Below are 17,112 nucleotides of genomic sequence, written 5' to 3' on the forward strand. Positions count from 1 at the left end.
TGTAGCATCGGCTTCCTTTCCCAGTAAATCCTTATTATTTTTCTGCATGTCGATAATTTTGATGGGTAGGCGATATTGATTATTTTGATTATCATGAATTTATTGATAACGCTTTCATTTTTATGGGCATCCTCTATTGGTAACAATACAAAAGCCCACAGCATGTGCCGGGGCTTGGTTTCAATATCTGTTTTTTGATGTAGGTTCATTCATTACGCTTCGCATACTGGCCGGGAGATACACCTTCATACTTTTTGAAAATACGGATGAACGTATTGACATTGTTGCAGCCTACCTTGCCTGCCACATCATTGATACTGTATACTTCCTCAGCTTTTAGATATTCCTTTGCCTTGCTTACTCGGTATTGGTTCAAGTACTCTTTGAAATTCTCCCCTGTGAACTTTTTGAACAATAGACTGATGTAGCCCAATGAGAGGTTAAATTGCTCAGCGATATCAGAGAGCGAAATATCCTCATTGAAATGCGCATGAATGTGCGCCAGAAGTTGCTCCGCTACGGTATGATCCTGCTTCTCACTGCGGTTCGCCATACTCGCCATAATGACCGCAAATACGTCATAAATTCTTTCCCGCACCCGTTTACGGTTCCCCGTCTGCTTCAGCTCATCATAGAGTGAGTCTTGTCCAAATAGCTCCCTGTAGCTCTTATTCATCTGATTTAGAATCCGATGCACCGTTACATCGACAGCAAGCACAAAACGGGCCAACTTCTCCCCGCCTAGATAACTTTCCTCCATGTGCTCATCCAGAATACGAGATAGAATAGCCTGTACCTGGTCTGTCTTCCCTTGTAGGACAAAGGTAATCAGTTCACGCTCGAGCTCTAGCGGATAGGTGTACATATCAGATCTTTGCAGCACGACATCATTCACGGTAATGACTGTGTTCTTTTCCAGCGAGAAACGTCGCTCTAGCAAACGTACGGCATCTTGGTAAGATTCTGCACTGTTGCCTAATGAGACAACTGGGCGTCCGATGGCAGCAACCACTCGAATCTCCGTGTCGGCTTCAATGCCCGATAAAATATGGGTGAAAATCCGTTTCATTCGATCAATTTGCTGCTCTTTCACGATGAGAACATGCCGCTTGTGTTCCAGTTCTACTTGTTCATAGTCAAATTCTTTCTTGACCGCCTCTAGGATCATCCTGAATATCCCCGCTTTAATCTCTACCACCGTCTCAACCGGGAACTGCGCATCTAAGTCTTGAGCATCCACAAGTTCCATCACGACAACGGTCACATCATGCTGCACGTGCTCTAACCCATATTTATCCGCATTGTTCCTAACCTCCGCCTCGCCAGTAATTCCATAAAGCATGTTGCGTAAAAAATGATCACGCAGAGACAGCCGATTATTCTGGATGGTTTCCTTCAGGCTGTCGTTCATGCGGGAGATGTTCACAGCGGTTGCCGTAATAAAGGACATGTCATCAGTACTCTCCAATGCTTCTTCACCAACACCTCTTCGGCCCTGATCCAATCCTTTGAAAATCGTCAGCACATTATGAATGGGCCGGTAAATATTCCGTGAAGCCAAGAAAGCCACGCCGGCACCGATCACAAGCAGCAGCCCGAACAACAATAACGAATGAGACATCAGGCCGGACAACTGCGGCTGCCAAGCATACCCTGTAAGCATGAACAAATATCTGACATTCGGCAGCACAGAAGAGCTCACGAGATGCGCCTGATCGCCGCCGTATTGTTCGACATAAGGAGCTCTCCGCTCCTTCAGCTGAGCCAGCACCTCATCTGGAATTTCGCCATTAGCCTTATTTTCTTTGACATCCACTAATTGGTCACCAGATAGGACGCCGATACGGTTCACCTGGGTATCTAATTTAAGCAAATCCGGGTAAAACCCGCCTTTGAAAAAAGAAATGACAAACATGAGGTCGTTTCTGCCGGTAAGCTCTTTTTTCACAAAGGAGATCGTATCGTAACCGTAATTCTCCATCTCGGACAGTCGTTGTTGGACTAGAACCACATTGGAATACTTCGAATCTTTGATGTACCCATCGATCTGCTCAATGTCCGTGGTTTTTAGCGCCATTTCCTTATAGTACTTGTCCTTATCGATAGTACCAAAGGTCGTAATGACCAAATTGTCATCCGGCTTCATCACATCAATACGGTAGCCATAGTTTTCGAAAGCTTCCCTATTTTTCTTGAGTTGTTCTAGCACCAACGTGATATTAGCATAATTGCGCGTGGAATCGTTGCTGTAATTTAGAAAATACTCCGTTCGCTTCAATTGGTACACTAAATTAAAGGCCACCTGCAGCCGAATGTCCATCTGTTCCCGCATCTGTTCCACAGATCTTGTGGCGTTGGCATCCCACTTCTGGTTGAGGGACTCCATGTTCTTATAGACCAGAAATCCAACCGCAATACTGGCGTATAAAAAAACAATCAAGATACATACGATATACACCTTGGTGAAGAACTTCTTTTTTTGTACATCCGCTGTTCTTAACATCCACTTCTCCCTCCTCCGCCCACTGGATGCCATTTCCAAGTAACCGCTATCATTTTACTATTCTCTACATCCTAAGCTAACTCTCAGCGGCTGTAAAGAGTATCCTCCTATTTCACTGCATATTTGGAATAAACAAACAAAAATGACCCAGCCATTACGGCCAGGTCAACAGTTAGGTTAGTCTAATGCCCCATAAATGGCATTCCGCAGTCGCGGATGTATGATCGGTTCTTGGCTTGGAACCAACTGCTGCATGTACACCACGGATAGCTCTTCCTTCGGATCGATCAACATGTATGACCCGGCTAGACCGGCCCAGCCGAATTCACCGATGGAACTATTGATGCCGCCAGCGGCTGGATCCATCATGACGCGAACGCCTAAACCATAGCCATAACCACGCAATTGCTGCCAATTGAAATCACTCAGCTGCTGCGGATTTAAATGATTGGTCGCCATCAATTGAATCGTCTTCGGACTAAGAATCCGCACACCTTCGTGCTCCCCGCCTTTCGCAAGCATCTGCGCATACCGGCTGTAATCCCCAAGCGTCGAAAGCAGGCCAGCTCCGCCACTTTCATATCGACTTTGGGGTTGATAGCTAGCGTCCATCTTGGTATTCGGTGTCAGCGCCCCGCCTTCTGCTCGATCATAGATGGTGCAGAGACGATCCCGCTTGTCTTCCGTAATCCGGAAAGAGGTGTCGATCATCCCTAACGGATCAAATATTTCCTTTTGGAGAAACGCTCCAAACGTTTGGCCTGTCAGCACCTCGATCAATGCGGTCAATACATCATGACTGAAGCCATACTTCCAGCGCGTGCCAGGCTCAAATTCCAACGGAATGGATGCCAGTCCATTGGACAATGTCTGCATGTCCATCGTCTCTCTTCTAGCGTTCTCCAACATGCTACGGGTGAGCCTTTCGGTTTCTGTGCCATCTCCACCGTAGGTCAACCCTGAGGTCATTGTAAACAAATCCTTGATCAGGATTGGATTGGTTACAGGAGAGGAAGACTTCGTACCATTTTCGTTGTCTTGAAAGGCTTGTTGATTTTTGAACGCGGGCAGGTATTTCTCTAATGGATCGTTCAGCAGATAAAGCCCCTTCTCATACAGCATAAGCGCCGCTGTGCAAGTAATGACCTTCGTCATCGAATAGATCCGATAGATCGTATCCAGTGTGATCTCCTTCTGTTTCTCTACATCCGCATATCCTAGGGTCTCCTCATAAAGGACTTCTCCCCGTCGTACTACCGTACATGCACAGCCAGCCGGTCCATTTTCCATCATACGCTTCAGCAGCGGAGTCACACGTTCATTTAAGCGCTTACTTACGTTCATTTCCAATCGCCTCCCTGAAATGATTTCCTCGCCAATTATAACATATTGTTCCATTTAAATAGGAAGTCTTTCTCGGCGTTGTACTATTTTTGCTCGTCTTCTCCCTCCGTCCACGTATAATAAATAAGTGAACATTCCTCCAAAAATAGTGAATACAACTTGCAAATGCTCAAAATAATGAACAGTTCCATCTCAAAACAGTATTGAATCCACGCTTTTAATTTAGTTTACTTATAACAGCAACGAATTCGGAGGTCACCCATGAAACTCCAAACTAAAATTATGTTTTCTGTGGTCTTGTTTCTGATCATTCCATTCTGCTTCACTTTTTACTTGATTGATAAACCCATGGAAAAAACGATTGAACAAAAAATTGGCAAATCTAATCAGGAAGCGCTTCACATTACGCAATTAAACCTGCAGGAAGCTGTGGGAGAAATGATGTCTTTGACGACATCCATTTCACTCGACGAGTCATTAATTCGTATCTTAAAACAACCTGATCAATTTAGCGTCTATGAAAGACTGCGTGCAGCTGACCAGACGCTTTCCAAAATGTTCAGCATTTATCTGCATCGCTGGGAATATTCCATATCCATCCTGGATGAACAGGGTCATCTGTATTCCTCGCTGAATAATCAGAAGACTTCGGATGCTTGGCTCTCTTTTTACGACAACTATACACGAACCGAAGGAACGCGAGACCGTTTTCAATGGGTCTACCATGAGAATCCCTGGTTTGCACCATCCAAGGGTCCGTTTATTTCACTCGTCAAATCGATCAATGATTTCGAAACGAATCGACGCGCCGGCGTGGTTGTCATGACTGCTAGCTCCAGTGAATTTCTTCATCTTTTTAGCGAGCTGGAAGGAGAAGTTCTGATTCTTGATGACCAAGGCAAAGTCCTTGTACATCCAGACCGAGCCATGCTTGGCAAAGATTTATCGAGTGAAAGCTACGTTGGGCGGATTCTCAGTGGTACAAGCGGACAGTTGGTAGATGAAACCGCAGAGAATAAGGAGAGAATGATTATCAGTTATGCAACCGTTTCCAAGACGGGTTGGAAGCTCATCCAGCGCATCCCTTATAATTCCGTTTTCAAAGAAATTTTCAAGCTGCGGGAAATCAACATCACCATTGTTGGGGTCATTTTTGTCGTGTTTCTATTGATCACCTATTCGATTGCCTATGGGGTAACGAGACCATTGAAACTGCTCCGAAGAAAGATGCTTCACATCGAAAAAGGAAGTCTGAACTCCCCCATTCAAGTACGCGGCTCCGATGAAGTCGCGGCGTTAATGATGTCCTACAATCAGATGATTGTACAGATCAAAGAACTAATCGAAAATGTGAAATACGAACATCAGCAGAAGGAGCATCTCAGGTTCAAAGCGCTGCAAGCGCAGATCAAACCGCATTTTGTCCTGAACACGCTCAACAATATTAAATGGATGGCCTACATGCGACAGGATCATGAAGTTGGTGAAATGATTTCCGATTTGGCGTTGATGATGGAAGCCAGTATCGGCCGAGGTGAAGATCAGATACCACTAAGTATGGAATTGGGCTATATTCAAAGCTATGTGCACCTGCAGAAGATTAAATATAACGAGAAAGTATCGCTGGTGATCGATGTGCCGGAAAAGCTGCTGAGTGTATCCATCATTAAATTTTCTTTGCAGCCCCTAGTGGAAAATAGTATCTATCATGGCATCGAGCCACTCGATGGTAAAGGGCTTATCGAAGTTAAAGCCTGGGCTGAGCATCAACAGCTGTTCATCCAAGTGGCCGACAATGGAATTGGCATAAAATCTGAGAAAGTACTAGAGATTCAAGAATCCTTGCAATTGCCCGATCCGCCAGCAGATTCATTGCATGTGGGCTTACTCAATGTCCATCATAGAATCAGGCATCAATTCGGCGCTGCATATGGCCTTTCACTGACCAGCTCGGAAAATGAAGGAACAAGAATTCTCATTACGATTCCATACGCCAAAGAGGAGGCAGATCTGGATGCTGAAAGTATTAATCGTCGACGATGAGATGCTCGTACGTGTCGGGATGAAGTCATTAATTTCCTGGGAAAATCATGGCTTTGAAATTATCGGGGATGCTGGCGATGGCGAGAAAGCGCTTGAGATTATGGATAAACAACTGCCCGACATCGTCCTAACGGATATACTTATGCCCAATATGAATGGCCTGGAGCTGATTGGCAGGGTCAAAAAGCGCTCTGAGCATATCCGAGTCGTTGTCCTCAGCAGTCATAGTGACTATGACTATGTCCGTGAAGCGATGAAACTTGGTGCGGATGATTATATTCTCAAAGCATCGGTTAAGCCGACGGAACTGCTCTCTTTGCTCCAAGAACTTGCGGAGTCCATTCATCAGGAGCACAAGCTGATCATGAATCGATTAGAATCCACGACAGATTCCAAAAGTGGTACATTAGAGGATCGGACCCAGTCGTATCTTCGACTCCTTTGTGAGAGTGAGTTGACCGATGAACAGTTTGCCGATTATTATAATCGATTGCACTGGGAGGAAGCCTCCGGTTCTCAGATGGCGCTATTGTTAAGGAATCATCCCATGGATGCCTTCAACAAAGATCAGGATCAGCTGTTGAAATCGCTGACTTATTTGGCCGAACAACAGCTGTCACCGCTAGGCCGTATCGATTCCGTACGTTATAAGAACAATGAACTAGCTATATTCCTGTTAAATATGGATTTACATCGAGAACCACTGATCGAGGAACATGTGCAGGATTTGATCATTGCCGCCAAACGTTTCCTCAATATCACAATCAGTGCAGGGCGAAGTCGTTTGTTTCAGGGAATAGGCGGCCTATTAACAGCATTCATCGAGGCTAAGGAAGCGTCCAAATATAGTTTTTATCAGGACACCGGTGGCAATTACGGCTATCAGAGTGATTATTTCAGCCGACGCTCCACAACGGGGTTCCCCTACGCGATCAAAATCGGTGTTGATTTGGAGCAAACGATACAGAGATGCGATACTGACAAACTTGATCAGTGGTTATCTGGCTTATTCATGGACCTGCAAACAAAGCGCTATGAAATAAGCATCGTCCTCGATATCTACATGGACGTCTATCATCAGTTAAAAACGATCGGCAACGGACTGGAGCTCGATTGGTCGGCAATTGACACGACCCACTCTCCTCTATTTGAGCAAGTTCTTCACCTGGAGACGCTTCAGGATATGGAAATACGCGTCAGGCAGCTAGCTACTTCGCTCATTGAAGCATCCGAACGCAAAAGAAAAGGTACGTACCGAGAAGAAATTCATTACCTTATCGATTATATGCAGCAGCATTACGCCAGCAATATTACGCTGAGCAGTGCTGCCAAATTAGTCAACATGAGCGAGAGTTACATCAGTCATTTATTTAAAAAAGAGACGGACATCTCCTTCATCGAATTTTTAACCACTGTACGAATGAATAAAGCAGCTGAATATTTGCATTCTACGCATTTGCCTAGTTATTTAATCGCGGAAAAGGTTGGCTATGACAATATTAACTATTTTGGCCGAGCTTTCAAAAAGGTCATGGGAGTAAGTCCGAGTGAGTATCGGGAGCATGGTGCAAAAACCTTCCAATAAAAGTGAATACGATTACCCGAAAAAATGAATACGAGAAAAAAGACCAAATTTAATGAATCAACACCATAATAATAGTCATTCTGGTACATTTAGCCCCCCTTTATAATGGGAATAGAAAGAAGCAAAGCCAGTTTGCCTATCAACCATGGAGGTGCCATTCATGAAAAAGATTACAAGAGGGTCAAGCATCACTTCACTCGTACTTGCTACAATGATGATTGCAGGCTGCGGCTCATCTGGAAGCACAGGAAATTCGCAGACTTCCAGCCAACCGGAAGCTGCAAAATCAGCTGCACCAGCAGCGACGACAGCCGCACCAGCTGCGGCCGATAAAGCTGCGAAAATATCGTGGTGGGGCGCTTGGAACGAGGATCAAGGGCCTGGTGACATGATCAAAGAGTTCAATAAAAAGTTTCCCAATATCAAAGTGGAGTACGTCAAATTCGCGAACACCGATGAAGGGAATGTTAAGGTCGATACCTCGCTGATTGCAGGTCAAGAAATGGATGTTTTCTTCAATTATGGTGTGCCACGGGTGGAAGCTCGCGCGAAGAAAAAGCTGCTGCAAGACTTAACGGAATTTATCAGTAAAGATAAATTTGATGTTGAAGCTGAGCTGGGCAAAGAAATTTACAAGCAGGATGGCAAGTATTTCGGACTGCCTGTCAGTTCGTTAACGGACTCCGTTTTTATTAACAAAAAGTTGCTTGATGAAGCTGGTTTACCCGTACCGAAAAGCTGGTCTTTGGACGAATACAAAGAGTATGCGAAGAAGCTGACGAAGGGCGATGGTCCTGCGAGAGTTTATGGCACAAGCGATTTCCATTCCTTGTATTACTGGACAATGCCGGTTCGAAGCGTGTTGGGAACAAATGCCTGGTACAACAAGGACGGAGCTTCGAATTTTGACTATGCTGGCTACAAGAAGGCTTTAGAATTCAAATTCGCGATGGAAAATGTGGATAAAATTCAATATCCGTACACCGAGATTAAATCAACCAAAGCACAGGTTTTCGATTTATTTATGCAAAAGAAGACCGCCATGGCTGTAGCTTCCAATGCGATTTCTCGCTTTATCGGTGATACGACTCAGTATCCGAGGGACTTTATCACAACCGTTGCCCCACTTCCGACTCTAGAGAAAGATCAGAAGCAAAATCTCAATAACGGCCTGCATTATTTTGGCTACTTATCCATGAATCCGAACACGAAAGAGAAAGAAGCTTCCTGGCAGTTTATGAAATGGCTGGCAACGGAAGGCTCCATTCATCTAGCCAAAGTTGGACATATCCCAACATGGAAGAAAACGAATAAGGATGCGCTTGTGAAGGTGATGTTTGGCGAGGATGCTGATAAAAAGATTGATTTGGAAGCATTTAAGCGAGTTGTGCTCGATTACGACTCCGTTTCTTACAACGACACGATCTTTACAGGTTATGCTGAGCTCAATAAACTCCTGCAGGATGAAGCCGAGAAAGCACTCTTTGGTGTACAAAAGATTGATGAAGCCCTTGCCAATATGAAGAAGAAATCAGACGAAGCTATTAAAAATAGCAAGTAAACACAAATGACCCGCTGACAAAGCGGGTTATTTGTCATTGCTTTTTACGCTGACCCATTTAGGTTCGTAGGGCTATAAACAAAATAATGAACACCCTTTTAAAAAATGTGAACAGCCCCAAAAGGGCATGGAATAGTGAAGAAAGCCGATAAGATAGTTGATTCTAGCCAAGCCTCGTTTCTTCTACAATAAAGTCATCCTCAACACAACATTAGAGAAGGTGAGAATCTTGAACTCCAAACGAGAGTTAACAACCGGCTATTTATTTTTACTGCCCAGCTTGCTTGGTTATGTGGTATTTCTTTTGTTTCCTATTCTGTTTTCCTTATGGCTGGCCTTCAGTGAATGGGATCTGATTTCGGGCTTAGACCATATTCAGTTTGTTGGACTTCGTAATTTTATCGACATGTGGCAGGATGAGCTATTTCTAAAATCTTTGAAAAACAACGTGATTTATTCCATTGTCGTTGTCCCGGTAACGTTAGCCGTCTCCTTATGTGTCGCGCTGATATTAAACCAAATGGTGTATGCTCGAAATTTTCTTCGGCTGCTGTATTTCCTCCCTTATATTACGACGATTGTCGCAGTTGCCATCGTTTGGATGCAGTTATATCATCCGACCCAGGGTCCGATTAATCAGCTGCTCATGACGCTTGGCATCGATAACCCGCCCAAATGGCTAGGCAGTACCGAATGGGCGCTTCCATCCCTCATGATCATGATGGTTTGGGTAGGTCTCGGCTATGATCTAATCATTTACATGGCAGGACTGCAAGGCGTTCCGAAGGAGCTGTATGAAGCTGCTCAAATGGATGGCGCCGGCCGGTTTCGTCAGTTTCTCAACGTCACGATTCCCATGCTGTCACCTACCACCTTCTTCTTGTTCATCACACGGATTATTCACTCCTTTGAAGTGTTTGCCCCGGTCAATATCATGACCAATGGCGGGCCAGGCGATTCAACCTCTGTGCTTGTTTACTACATTTATGAGCTCTCTTTTAAATTTTACAAATTTGGCTACGGCTCTGCAGTGGCTTGGGTGCTGTTCGCGATTATCTTCGTCATTACACTCATTCAATGGAACCGCCAAAAAAAATGGGTTACTTACTAGAAACGGAGGTCTTGCACGATGGATCAAGCAGCAGTAATCACTAAGCCTTCTCGTCCAACCAAAATGTCGTTCCACTTGGATGTTCCTAAACTCATCATCACACTCCTTATGCTGCTGTTCGGGTTATTGATGATGATGCCTTTTGCCTGGATGATATCAGCCTCACTCAAGAAACCAATCGAAGTCTTTCAATATCCGATTCAGTGGATACCTCATGAACTGCAATTTAGCAACTATAGCAAGGTCTGGTTTAACAAAACGTATCCCTTCTACTTGTTCTACTGGAACTCCATTAAAGTCGCCATCCTAACGATTGGCGGTACCGTGTTGATAAGCGCTACAGCCGCGTATGCGTTTGCCCGTATGGATTTTAGAGGGAAGAATATCGTATTCATGTTGTATCTGTCTACGCTGATGATTCCTCCTCACGTTACGCTTGTGCCGCGATTTATTTTATTCCACTGGATAGGGGTCTACAATACGCATTGGGCGCTGATTCTACCGGGAATGTTTAATGTCATCGGCATCTTCATGCTGCGGCAGTTCTTCATCAGTATTCCAAAGGAAATATCGGAAGCTGCGCATATCGATGGGGCCCATCATTTCAAAATATTTTATAAAATCATCATGCCTCTCTCTATTCCCGGCGTCATTTCGCTGGTCATCTTGTCCTTTGTATGGAACTGGAACAGCTACATGGATCCGTTGATATTTATTACAAGCAAGTCCCTCTATACGATTCCACTTGGACTTCAAACCTTGAATGATGCCGAAGGCGCTCAATACAACTTGGTTATGGCCGGGGCTACTTGTGCGATCATCCCTATTATTGCGGTGTTTCTTGCTGGACAGAAGTATTTTATACAAGGCATTGCTTCAAGCGGGGTTAAAGGTTAAGGCTTAATCGAAATCGGTTGATTTACAAACTATACCATATACAGAAACGAGGTCATTTTCATGTTACAAAATAAAAAACTAGCCGGTGTCATCCCTCCTATCATCACACCATTAAATGCTGATCGAACCGTAGATACGGCGGCACTTCAAGGATTGGCCCGCTATATGATGGATTCTGGCGTTGACGGTATTTTTGCTATGGGAACTGCGGCAGAATCTCCCATGTTGACAAGAGCACAACGTGAACAAGCGCTCATCGCTTTATCGGAAACGTGTAAAGGCAAGATCCCCCTACTATTTGGTGTGATGGAGACAAGTACCGACCGTGTGCTTGAGCTTGTCCGAGAAGCCGAGGAGCTTGGCGCTGATGCCATCGTAGCTGTAACTCCCTACTATTTCCGCGTGAAGCAGCAAGAAATTGTTAAGCACTTTGCGGCAATACGCGAAGCAACCGATCTGCCTCTCATTATTTATAACGTTCCGGTTTATACAGGCAATCCAATCGAAGCGGAGACCGTTAAACAGATTGCGCAATTCCCCAATGTCATCGCCTTTAAAGATAGTTCAGGGAACATGCAGCAGTTTCAGAAAACAATCCGCTTGATGGAATCGGACCCTACCTTCTCTGTTCTGCAAGGGGTTCAAGTATTGAGCATCATCAGCTTGCAGATGGGAGCTAGCGGCCTGATCCCAGGTGTCGGGAATCTCATACCAGACCAGCTCGTTTCCCTCTACAAGGCTGTGAATAGCAATAACCTGGCGGAAGCATACCGCATTCAGGATTTTATTGAACAATTGGAGGCTTCCTTCTCCATCGAGGGCTATTCCCTTCCTGTGCTCAAAGCAATGCCGCAGCTGCTCGGTTTCGGTCAAGGCATCCCGCATTACCCGCTCTCTCCTTTATCCTCAGATGGGCTGGATCGCCTTAGAGCCGTGCTCCGGCGTGGCGGTGTATCGATGAAAGAGCTTCACTCGATTTAGACTTCAGCAATGCTGCCGATATGAGCAGCATTGCTTTTTTTGGCTTTTGCAGGCATAGCGTGGCTCACTTCGTACTGCGTAAATATTTGAACACGGCAGAAAAGGCAATGAAAAAATGAACATTTTCAACAAAATCGTTGCTTCTTGACTATAATTAAAACGCTTACAATTAATATGAATTTACTACTTTATGTGCGAAAGGAGCTATGATTATGGTTGTGAAACGTATTCGAAAAGTAAGCTATCATTTGTTATTGAGTCTATTTGCATGTTGCCTGACACTCCATTTATTTCCCGGGAAAAGTGAAGCAGCCGCACCCCTCTTTACTACATCGACGATTTGGAGCAGCGGGGAAGACAGCATTGCGGAGCATTTTGTTTACGGATTGACCGTTGCGGGGAATGGCGATGTACTAGCTTTTGCAGAAGGACGCATTACGACAGGTGATACCTCACCGCATCATATTATGATGAAACGCAGCACAGACAATGGTGCTACTTGGAGTTCAACAAGTACGATCGTTACCAGTTCAAGCGGGGAATGCTATGCCAATCCCACGCCTGTCATTGATCGAACCAACGGCAAGATCTTCTTGTTTTATGCGCAAAATTACAGTAATAACTCTTCCGACGTTTATTATATTTCCAGCACGGACAATGGCACGAGTTGGTCCTCTCCTGTCAGTGTAACTTCTAAGTTCAGCGGTGATCCAGAAGCGAGAGAGTTTCACCTCCCTGGTCCTGGTCACGGCATACAACTTAGTGGAGGACGGTTGCTGATGCAGGTCTGGCATCGCCACCCCGTCAACCTGTCAGTCAATTTACGTGAATATGGGGTGTCTGTTCTCTATAGTGACGACGGAGGCACAACTTGGAATGCCGGAGGTTATACGCCAGTTAGCAGTGCTTACCCCGCTAACGAATCACGACTTGTTGAGCTCGATAACGGCAAAATCATGATTAACGCGCGTTACGCCGCAGGGGGTACACAGCAGCGGATTATCTCCACTAGCAGCGACAACGGGTTAACATGGTCAAGTCCTACCTACGATACGGGCATGATTCCCTTTAGTGCCGTAGACGCCGGCATGGTGAAATTATCCACAGCCTCAGGAGGATATCCAGGTCGTATTCTGTTCAGCCGACCAGCTCATCCAACCTCGCGCGAGAACATGGTCGTCAGCCTCAGCTATGATGATACGAATTCTTGGGCAACCAGCAAAACGATAACAACGGGCAGCGCCTCGTATTCTGACTTAACGGTGATGCAGGACAATTCCGTCTTACTGCTGTATGGGGTAGGCACTACCGTTGTGAAAGCTGCCCGTTTTAATCTAGAATGGCTGACGGACAGCAAAGATTCGTTTGCTGACGGGCCTTCAACGCTTCAACGCAAGTATGAAGCTGAAACGATGAGCGTAGCCGCCACATCAGGGGATGTCATTGGCACCTATGCGGATACCGCTGCAAGCGGTGGCGCAGTATTAAAGTATTTAGGCACAGCCGTAGGTGACTACGTCTCACTGAACGCTGCCGTACCTTATGCGGTTAACGGCAACATCACCGTCCGTTCTCGTACAGCGGACAACCGTGCCACCGTTCAGCTTTCCATTGACGGCGCAGCACAAGGCAGCGTATTTGATCCGTACAGCTCTGTGATCGGTTACCGCACCGATAACTTAGGGATCAAATCATTCACCACCGCGGGGACCAAAATATTCAAATTTGCGGCAACTGGCAAAAATGCGAGCAGCACCGGGTACGGAATGTTCCCGGATGCCATTACGCTAACACCGGAGCAAATCTACGAAGTTGAAGGACTACCGGTCATCGCTTCCTCCGGAGATACTCGGAGTTTAACGAGTAACGAGCCAAGCGCCAGCAGCACAGCGGTTAGTCAGTATGCCTCGAATGCCGTAAATGACTACCTAACCTTTAACGTGAATGTCAAATATCCGGGCACCTATCAGGTTAAAGTTCGCACAAAGAATTCAAGTACAACGGGTACCGTTCAGTTGAATATCGACGGCACCAATCTAGGTTCAGCATTTGATACGTACGCCGCTGCAGCTACCTATCAGGAACATACTCTTGGTACGCTAAACTTTAGTACTACTGGCAACAAGGCCTTCAAACTGACCGTAAGTGGAAAGAATGCCTCAAGCACCGGGTATACTATGATGCTGGATTCGATCATTTTGATCCCGCAATAAGAATTAAGGAATGGATGCTGTAACTCGATTATTGAGACTGTCGATTAATGAAACGAGACTTAATAAATATGCAACTTAGTGAATTCTTATAAAAATTGACGGTTTTAGAGGAGGTTGTCTCTCCTTACAAAGGTACGCTCACATGCTCACATGCGATTTCAAATAAAGGTGTGCCATAACGTTATTTGCTACATTGGCATGTTCTGCGAAGAAATTGCATTACGGAATAACGCTATTTCGACCGAATGGAGTGGTATTTATCCATTTAGGGTGAAATAGCGTTATTTTATAACGTTATTCTCCCGTATTCTCTTCTACACTAACAAATAAGATGTTTTCATAACATTATTTTGCGAACGACGTTCATCTCTATGTCATGGGAGCGATAAGTTATCTCGAGTTGCAAAAGTTCCCCGTTGTTTCTCTTAATTTTAAATGATGCATTTGATTATTCAGGATAAACTGTTAATCGACAGTCTCATTTTTCGAGTTACGCAACTGCTTTTGCTCTTCTCGCTGCGCGTTACTCGAATTACTCGTTCACGCGCCTGAAACCACACTGCGCACATTACTTGGTCGCACCAGCCCCAGATTCTCACGAAGGGTTCTTCCTTCGTAAGCCGTGCGAAATAACCCCCGGTTCTGAAGCTCTGGAATGACCTTGTTCACAAAAGCCTCTAACCCGCCGGGAAACGTCTGCGGCAAAATATTAAATCCATCGGACGCGCCGCCACGGAACCATTTCTCGATGAAATCGGCAACCTGCAGCGTTGAGCCCGTGAAAGTAATATGTCCATGGCCGCCGGCATGGCGGTAGATCAACTGCCGGATCGTCATTCCCTCACGCCGCACCGCATCGAGAATGACTTCCTGACGGCTGCGAATGCCGTTAAACGCTTCCGCCGTTTTGGCTTTGTCGAGCGGCACGGGGCCATCCAAAGGATACGCCGCCAAATCAACATCGAAGCGCTCCGACATCGCCCGCAGCGCTTTGGGCAGATCCATTAACCCATTCAGCTCAGCCTCAATGTCTCGGGCTTCCCCTTCCGTGTCCGCCACGATCGGGCTGAGCCCTGGCAGAATATGCAGCTCATCCACAGACCGACCGTACTTCTTCAGTCTTCCTTTGACATCGGCGTAGAACTCCTGACCAGCGCCAAATGTCTGTTGCGCTGTAAAGATGACCTCCGCTGTACGCGCAGCCAGCTCCCTGCCTTGCTCTGATGAGCCTGCCTGAACAAGAACAGGGTAACCTTGCGGTGGACGAGGAATGTTGAGCGGTCCTTTGACGGCATATACATTCCCCTTAAAGTTAATCTCTCGCACTTTCTCTTCTGCGATAAAAATCCCCGCCTGTTTATCGTACACGAGCGCGTCATCCTCCCAGCTATCCCATAGCTGTTTGACGACTTCAACAAATTCATCTGCGCTAATATAGCGATCGGAAAGTTCAGGATGCGCGGATCGGCCAAAGTTCTGTGAAGCATCGCCAGCACCTGTTACGATATTCCATCCTGCCCGTCCTCCGCTAATATGGTCTAACGAAGCAAATTGTCTCGCAACATGAAACGGTTCATTATAGACGGTCCCCACAGTGGCAATTAATCCGATATGGCGGGTAACCGCAGCCAAGGCCGCTAATTGGGTAAACGGCTCGAGTTTGGCTGTTCGCCCTGCATAGCCATCCGCCAAAAAAACCGAGTCCATCAATCCTTCTTCGGCAATCAGCGCCATTTTCGCTAAATAATGAATATCGAGATCCCCTTCGGGATGTACCTCTGGATGTCGCCACGCTGCTTCATGATGGCCGGCTGCCCGCAAAAACACATTCAAATGCAGCTTACGCTCTTTTGCACTCATCGCGCAATCAACTCCAATTGTGTCCCGCTTGTGATTGCATCAATCTGTTTAAGTTCCTCGCGATCCAGCTTCTCGCCTAGAACTGGGAGTGCTTCCGTGATATGCTGCGGCTTCGAGATACCTAGGATAGCTGACGTAATCGCTGGTTGACTAAGCACCCAGTTCAGCGCTAACTGACCTAATGTCCAGCCTCTTCGCTCAGCTAACGGCTTCAATTGTTCTACGATCCGGAAATTGCGCTCCTGCTCTAGCAGAACCTTCAGACGCTGCTCGCCAGCTGCCCCACGCGTTCCTACCGGCGGCTGTCCGCCATAGCTGTACTTGCCTGTCAACAGACCGCGTCCAAGCGGACTATACACAATAACACCGACGCCCTCTGAAGCCGCCAATGGAAGAATCTCCTGCTCAATACCACGGGCAATGAGGCTATATTCAGGCTGGATACTTTCGTATCGTTCCAGTCCAAGCCGAGCTGATATCCCGTGCGCTTTGGCGATCTGCCAAGCAGCATAATTGGAGGCGCCGATATAGCGTACTTTTCCTTTTCGCACAAGGTCATCTAGCGCTCTCAGAGTTTCTTCCAGCGGTGTCTCTTCGTCGAAACGGTGCACCTGATAGAGATCAATATAGTCCGTTTGCAGCCTTCGCAAGCTATTATCAATTGCCCTTTCAATATGGTATCTGCTTTGGCCAGCATCATTAGGTCCAAGTCCTACTCTGCCGTGCACCTTGGTGGCAAGTACGATTTCATGCCTACGCGCTCCAAGGAGATTTCCAAGAATCGTTTCCGATTCCCCCGTTTCGAGTGGGTTGCCTTTATCCATACCAGAGCCGTACACATCGGCTGTATCGATCAAAGTAACACCCGAATCTAACGCCGTATCGAGTACTTCTGCCGACGCCTTCTCATCAATCCAACGACCGAAAGCCATCGTTCCGAGACTTACTTCCGATACTTTTAACCCAGTTCTGCCTAAACGTCTTTGCCCGATACTCATACCAACATCTCCTCAG

The 17,112-nt window shown here is 46.1% G+C and carries 11 protein-coding genes; 7 read left to right on the plus strand and 4 right to left on the minus strand.

Features of this window, described 5'->3' with window-relative positions; all coding sequences use genetic code 11:
• Window positions 1–205: 205 nt before the first annotated feature.
• A complete protein-coding gene (locus J2736_RS08465; protein WP_310225423.1) occupies window positions 206–2,503 on the minus strand; it encodes a helix-turn-helix domain-containing protein in 2,298 nt (765 codons plus the stop codon).
• Window positions 2,504–2,680: 177 nt separating this feature from the next.
• Window positions 2,681–3,847, minus strand: coding sequence for a serine hydrolase domain-containing protein (locus J2736_RS08470; protein WP_310225425.1), 1,167 nt, complete (start codon window positions 3,845–3,847; stop codon window positions 2,681–2,683).
• Window positions 3,848–4,108: 261 nt separating this feature from the next.
• On the opposite strand from J2736_RS08470, the gene J2736_RS08475 reads away from it, so the two are divergent.
• The 7 genes from J2736_RS08475 (at window position 4,109) to J2736_RS08505 (ending at window position 14,238) form a co-directional block, all read left to right on the plus strand.
• Window positions 4,109–5,890: a sensor histidine kinase gene (locus J2736_RS08475; RefSeq protein WP_310225427.1), complete on the plus strand. Its 1,782-nt coding sequence runs from the start codon at window positions 4,109–4,111 to the stop codon at window positions 5,888–5,890.
• The gene (locus J2736_RS08480) at window positions 5,862–7,475 is read left to right on the plus strand and encodes a response regulator (RefSeq protein ID WP_310225429.1); all 1,614 of its coding nucleotides are present in this window, start codon (window positions 5,862–5,864) and stop codon (window positions 7,473–7,475) included. Before J2736_RS08475 ends, J2736_RS08480 begins: the two co-directional genes overlap by 29 nt.
• 160 nt (window positions 7,476–7,635) lie before the next feature.
• Window positions 7,636–9,036 (plus strand): ABC transporter substrate-binding protein, encoded by a 1,401-nt coding sequence (locus J2736_RS08485; protein WP_310225431.1) that lies wholly within the window; start codon window positions 7,636–7,638, stop codon window positions 9,034–9,036.
• Between the two features lie 229 nt (window positions 9,037–9,265).
• Window positions 9,266–10,147, plus strand: coding sequence for a carbohydrate ABC transporter permease (locus J2736_RS08490; RefSeq protein WP_310225433.1), 882 nt, complete (start codon window positions 9,266–9,268; stop codon window positions 10,145–10,147).
• A gap of 18 nt (window positions 10,148–10,165) precedes the next feature.
• Complete coding sequence (locus J2736_RS08495) at window positions 10,166–11,044, plus strand: carbohydrate ABC transporter permease (RefSeq protein ID WP_310225435.1); 879 nt, start codon at window positions 10,166–10,168, stop codon at window positions 11,042–11,044.
• 60 nt (window positions 11,045–11,104) lie between these two features.
• Window positions 11,105–12,025, plus strand: coding sequence for a dihydrodipicolinate synthase family protein (locus J2736_RS08500; protein ID WP_310225437.1), 921 nt, complete (start codon window positions 11,105–11,107; stop codon window positions 12,023–12,025).
• 212 nt (window positions 12,026–12,237) lie between these two features.
• Window positions 12,238–14,238 carry an exo-alpha-sialidase gene (locus tag J2736_RS08505; protein WP_310225438.1) on the plus strand — a complete coding sequence of 667 codons (2,001 nt, stop codon included), beginning with the start codon at window positions 12,238–12,240 and terminating at the stop codon, window positions 14,236–14,238.
• 540 nt (window positions 14,239–14,778) lie between these two features.
• On the opposite strand, the gene J2736_RS08510 is transcribed toward J2736_RS08505, so the two are convergent.
• On the minus strand, window positions 14,779–16,098 hold the full coding sequence (locus J2736_RS08510; protein ID WP_310225440.1) for an LLM class flavin-dependent oxidoreductase: 1,320 nt from the start codon (window positions 16,096–16,098) through the stop codon (window positions 14,779–14,781).
• Window positions 16,095–17,096: an aldo/keto reductase gene (locus J2736_RS08515; protein ID WP_310225443.1), complete on the minus strand. Its 1,002-nt coding sequence runs from the start codon at window positions 17,094–17,096 to the stop codon at window positions 16,095–16,097. The genes J2736_RS08510 and J2736_RS08515 overlap by 4 nt, the downstream gene beginning before the upstream one ends.
• Window positions 17,097–17,112 lie beyond the last annotated feature (16 nt).

It is taken from the genome of Paenibacillus qinlingensis (genome assembly GCF_031455095.1).
GTDB classification, from domain to species: domain Bacteria; phylum Bacillota; class Bacilli; order Paenibacillales; family NBRC-103111; genus Paenibacillus_E; species Paenibacillus_E qinlingensis_A.

Coding starts and splice junctions, on each gene's coding strand:
- J2736_RS08465 (WP_310225423.1), bottom strand. CDS start 2,503: ATGTTAAGAACAGCGGATGTACAAAAAAAGAAGTTCTTCACCAAGGTG.
- J2736_RS08470 (WP_310225425.1), bottom strand. CDS start 3,847: ATGAACGTAAGTAAGCGCTTAAATGAACGTGTGACTCCGCTGCTGAAG.
- J2736_RS08475 (WP_310225427.1), top strand. CDS start 4,109: ATGAAACTCCAAACTAAAATTATGTTTTCTGTGGTCTTGTTTCTGATC.
- J2736_RS08480 (WP_310225429.1), top strand. CDS start 5,862: ATGCTGAAAGTATTAATCGTCGACGATGAGATGCTCGTACGTGTCGGG.
- J2736_RS08485 (WP_310225431.1), top strand. CDS start 7,636: ATGAAAAAGATTACAAGAGGGTCAAGCATCACTTCACTCGTACTTGCT.
- J2736_RS08495 (WP_310225435.1), top strand. CDS start 10,166: ATGGATCAAGCAGCAGTAATCACTAAGCCTTCTCGTCCAACCAAAATG.
- J2736_RS08500 (WP_310225437.1), top strand. CDS start 11,105: ATGTTACAAAATAAAAAACTAGCCGGTGTCATCCCTCCTATCATCACA.
- J2736_RS08505 (WP_310225438.1), top strand. CDS start 12,238: ATGGTTGTGAAACGTATTCGAAAAGTAAGCTATCATTTGTTATTGAGT.
- J2736_RS08510 (WP_310225440.1), bottom strand. CDS start 16,098: ATGAGTGCAAAAGAGCGTAAGCTGCATTTGAATGTGTTTTTGCGGGCA.
- J2736_RS08515 (WP_310225443.1), bottom strand. CDS start 17,096: ATGAGTATCGGGCAAAGACGTTTAGGCAGAACTGGGTTAAAAGTATCG.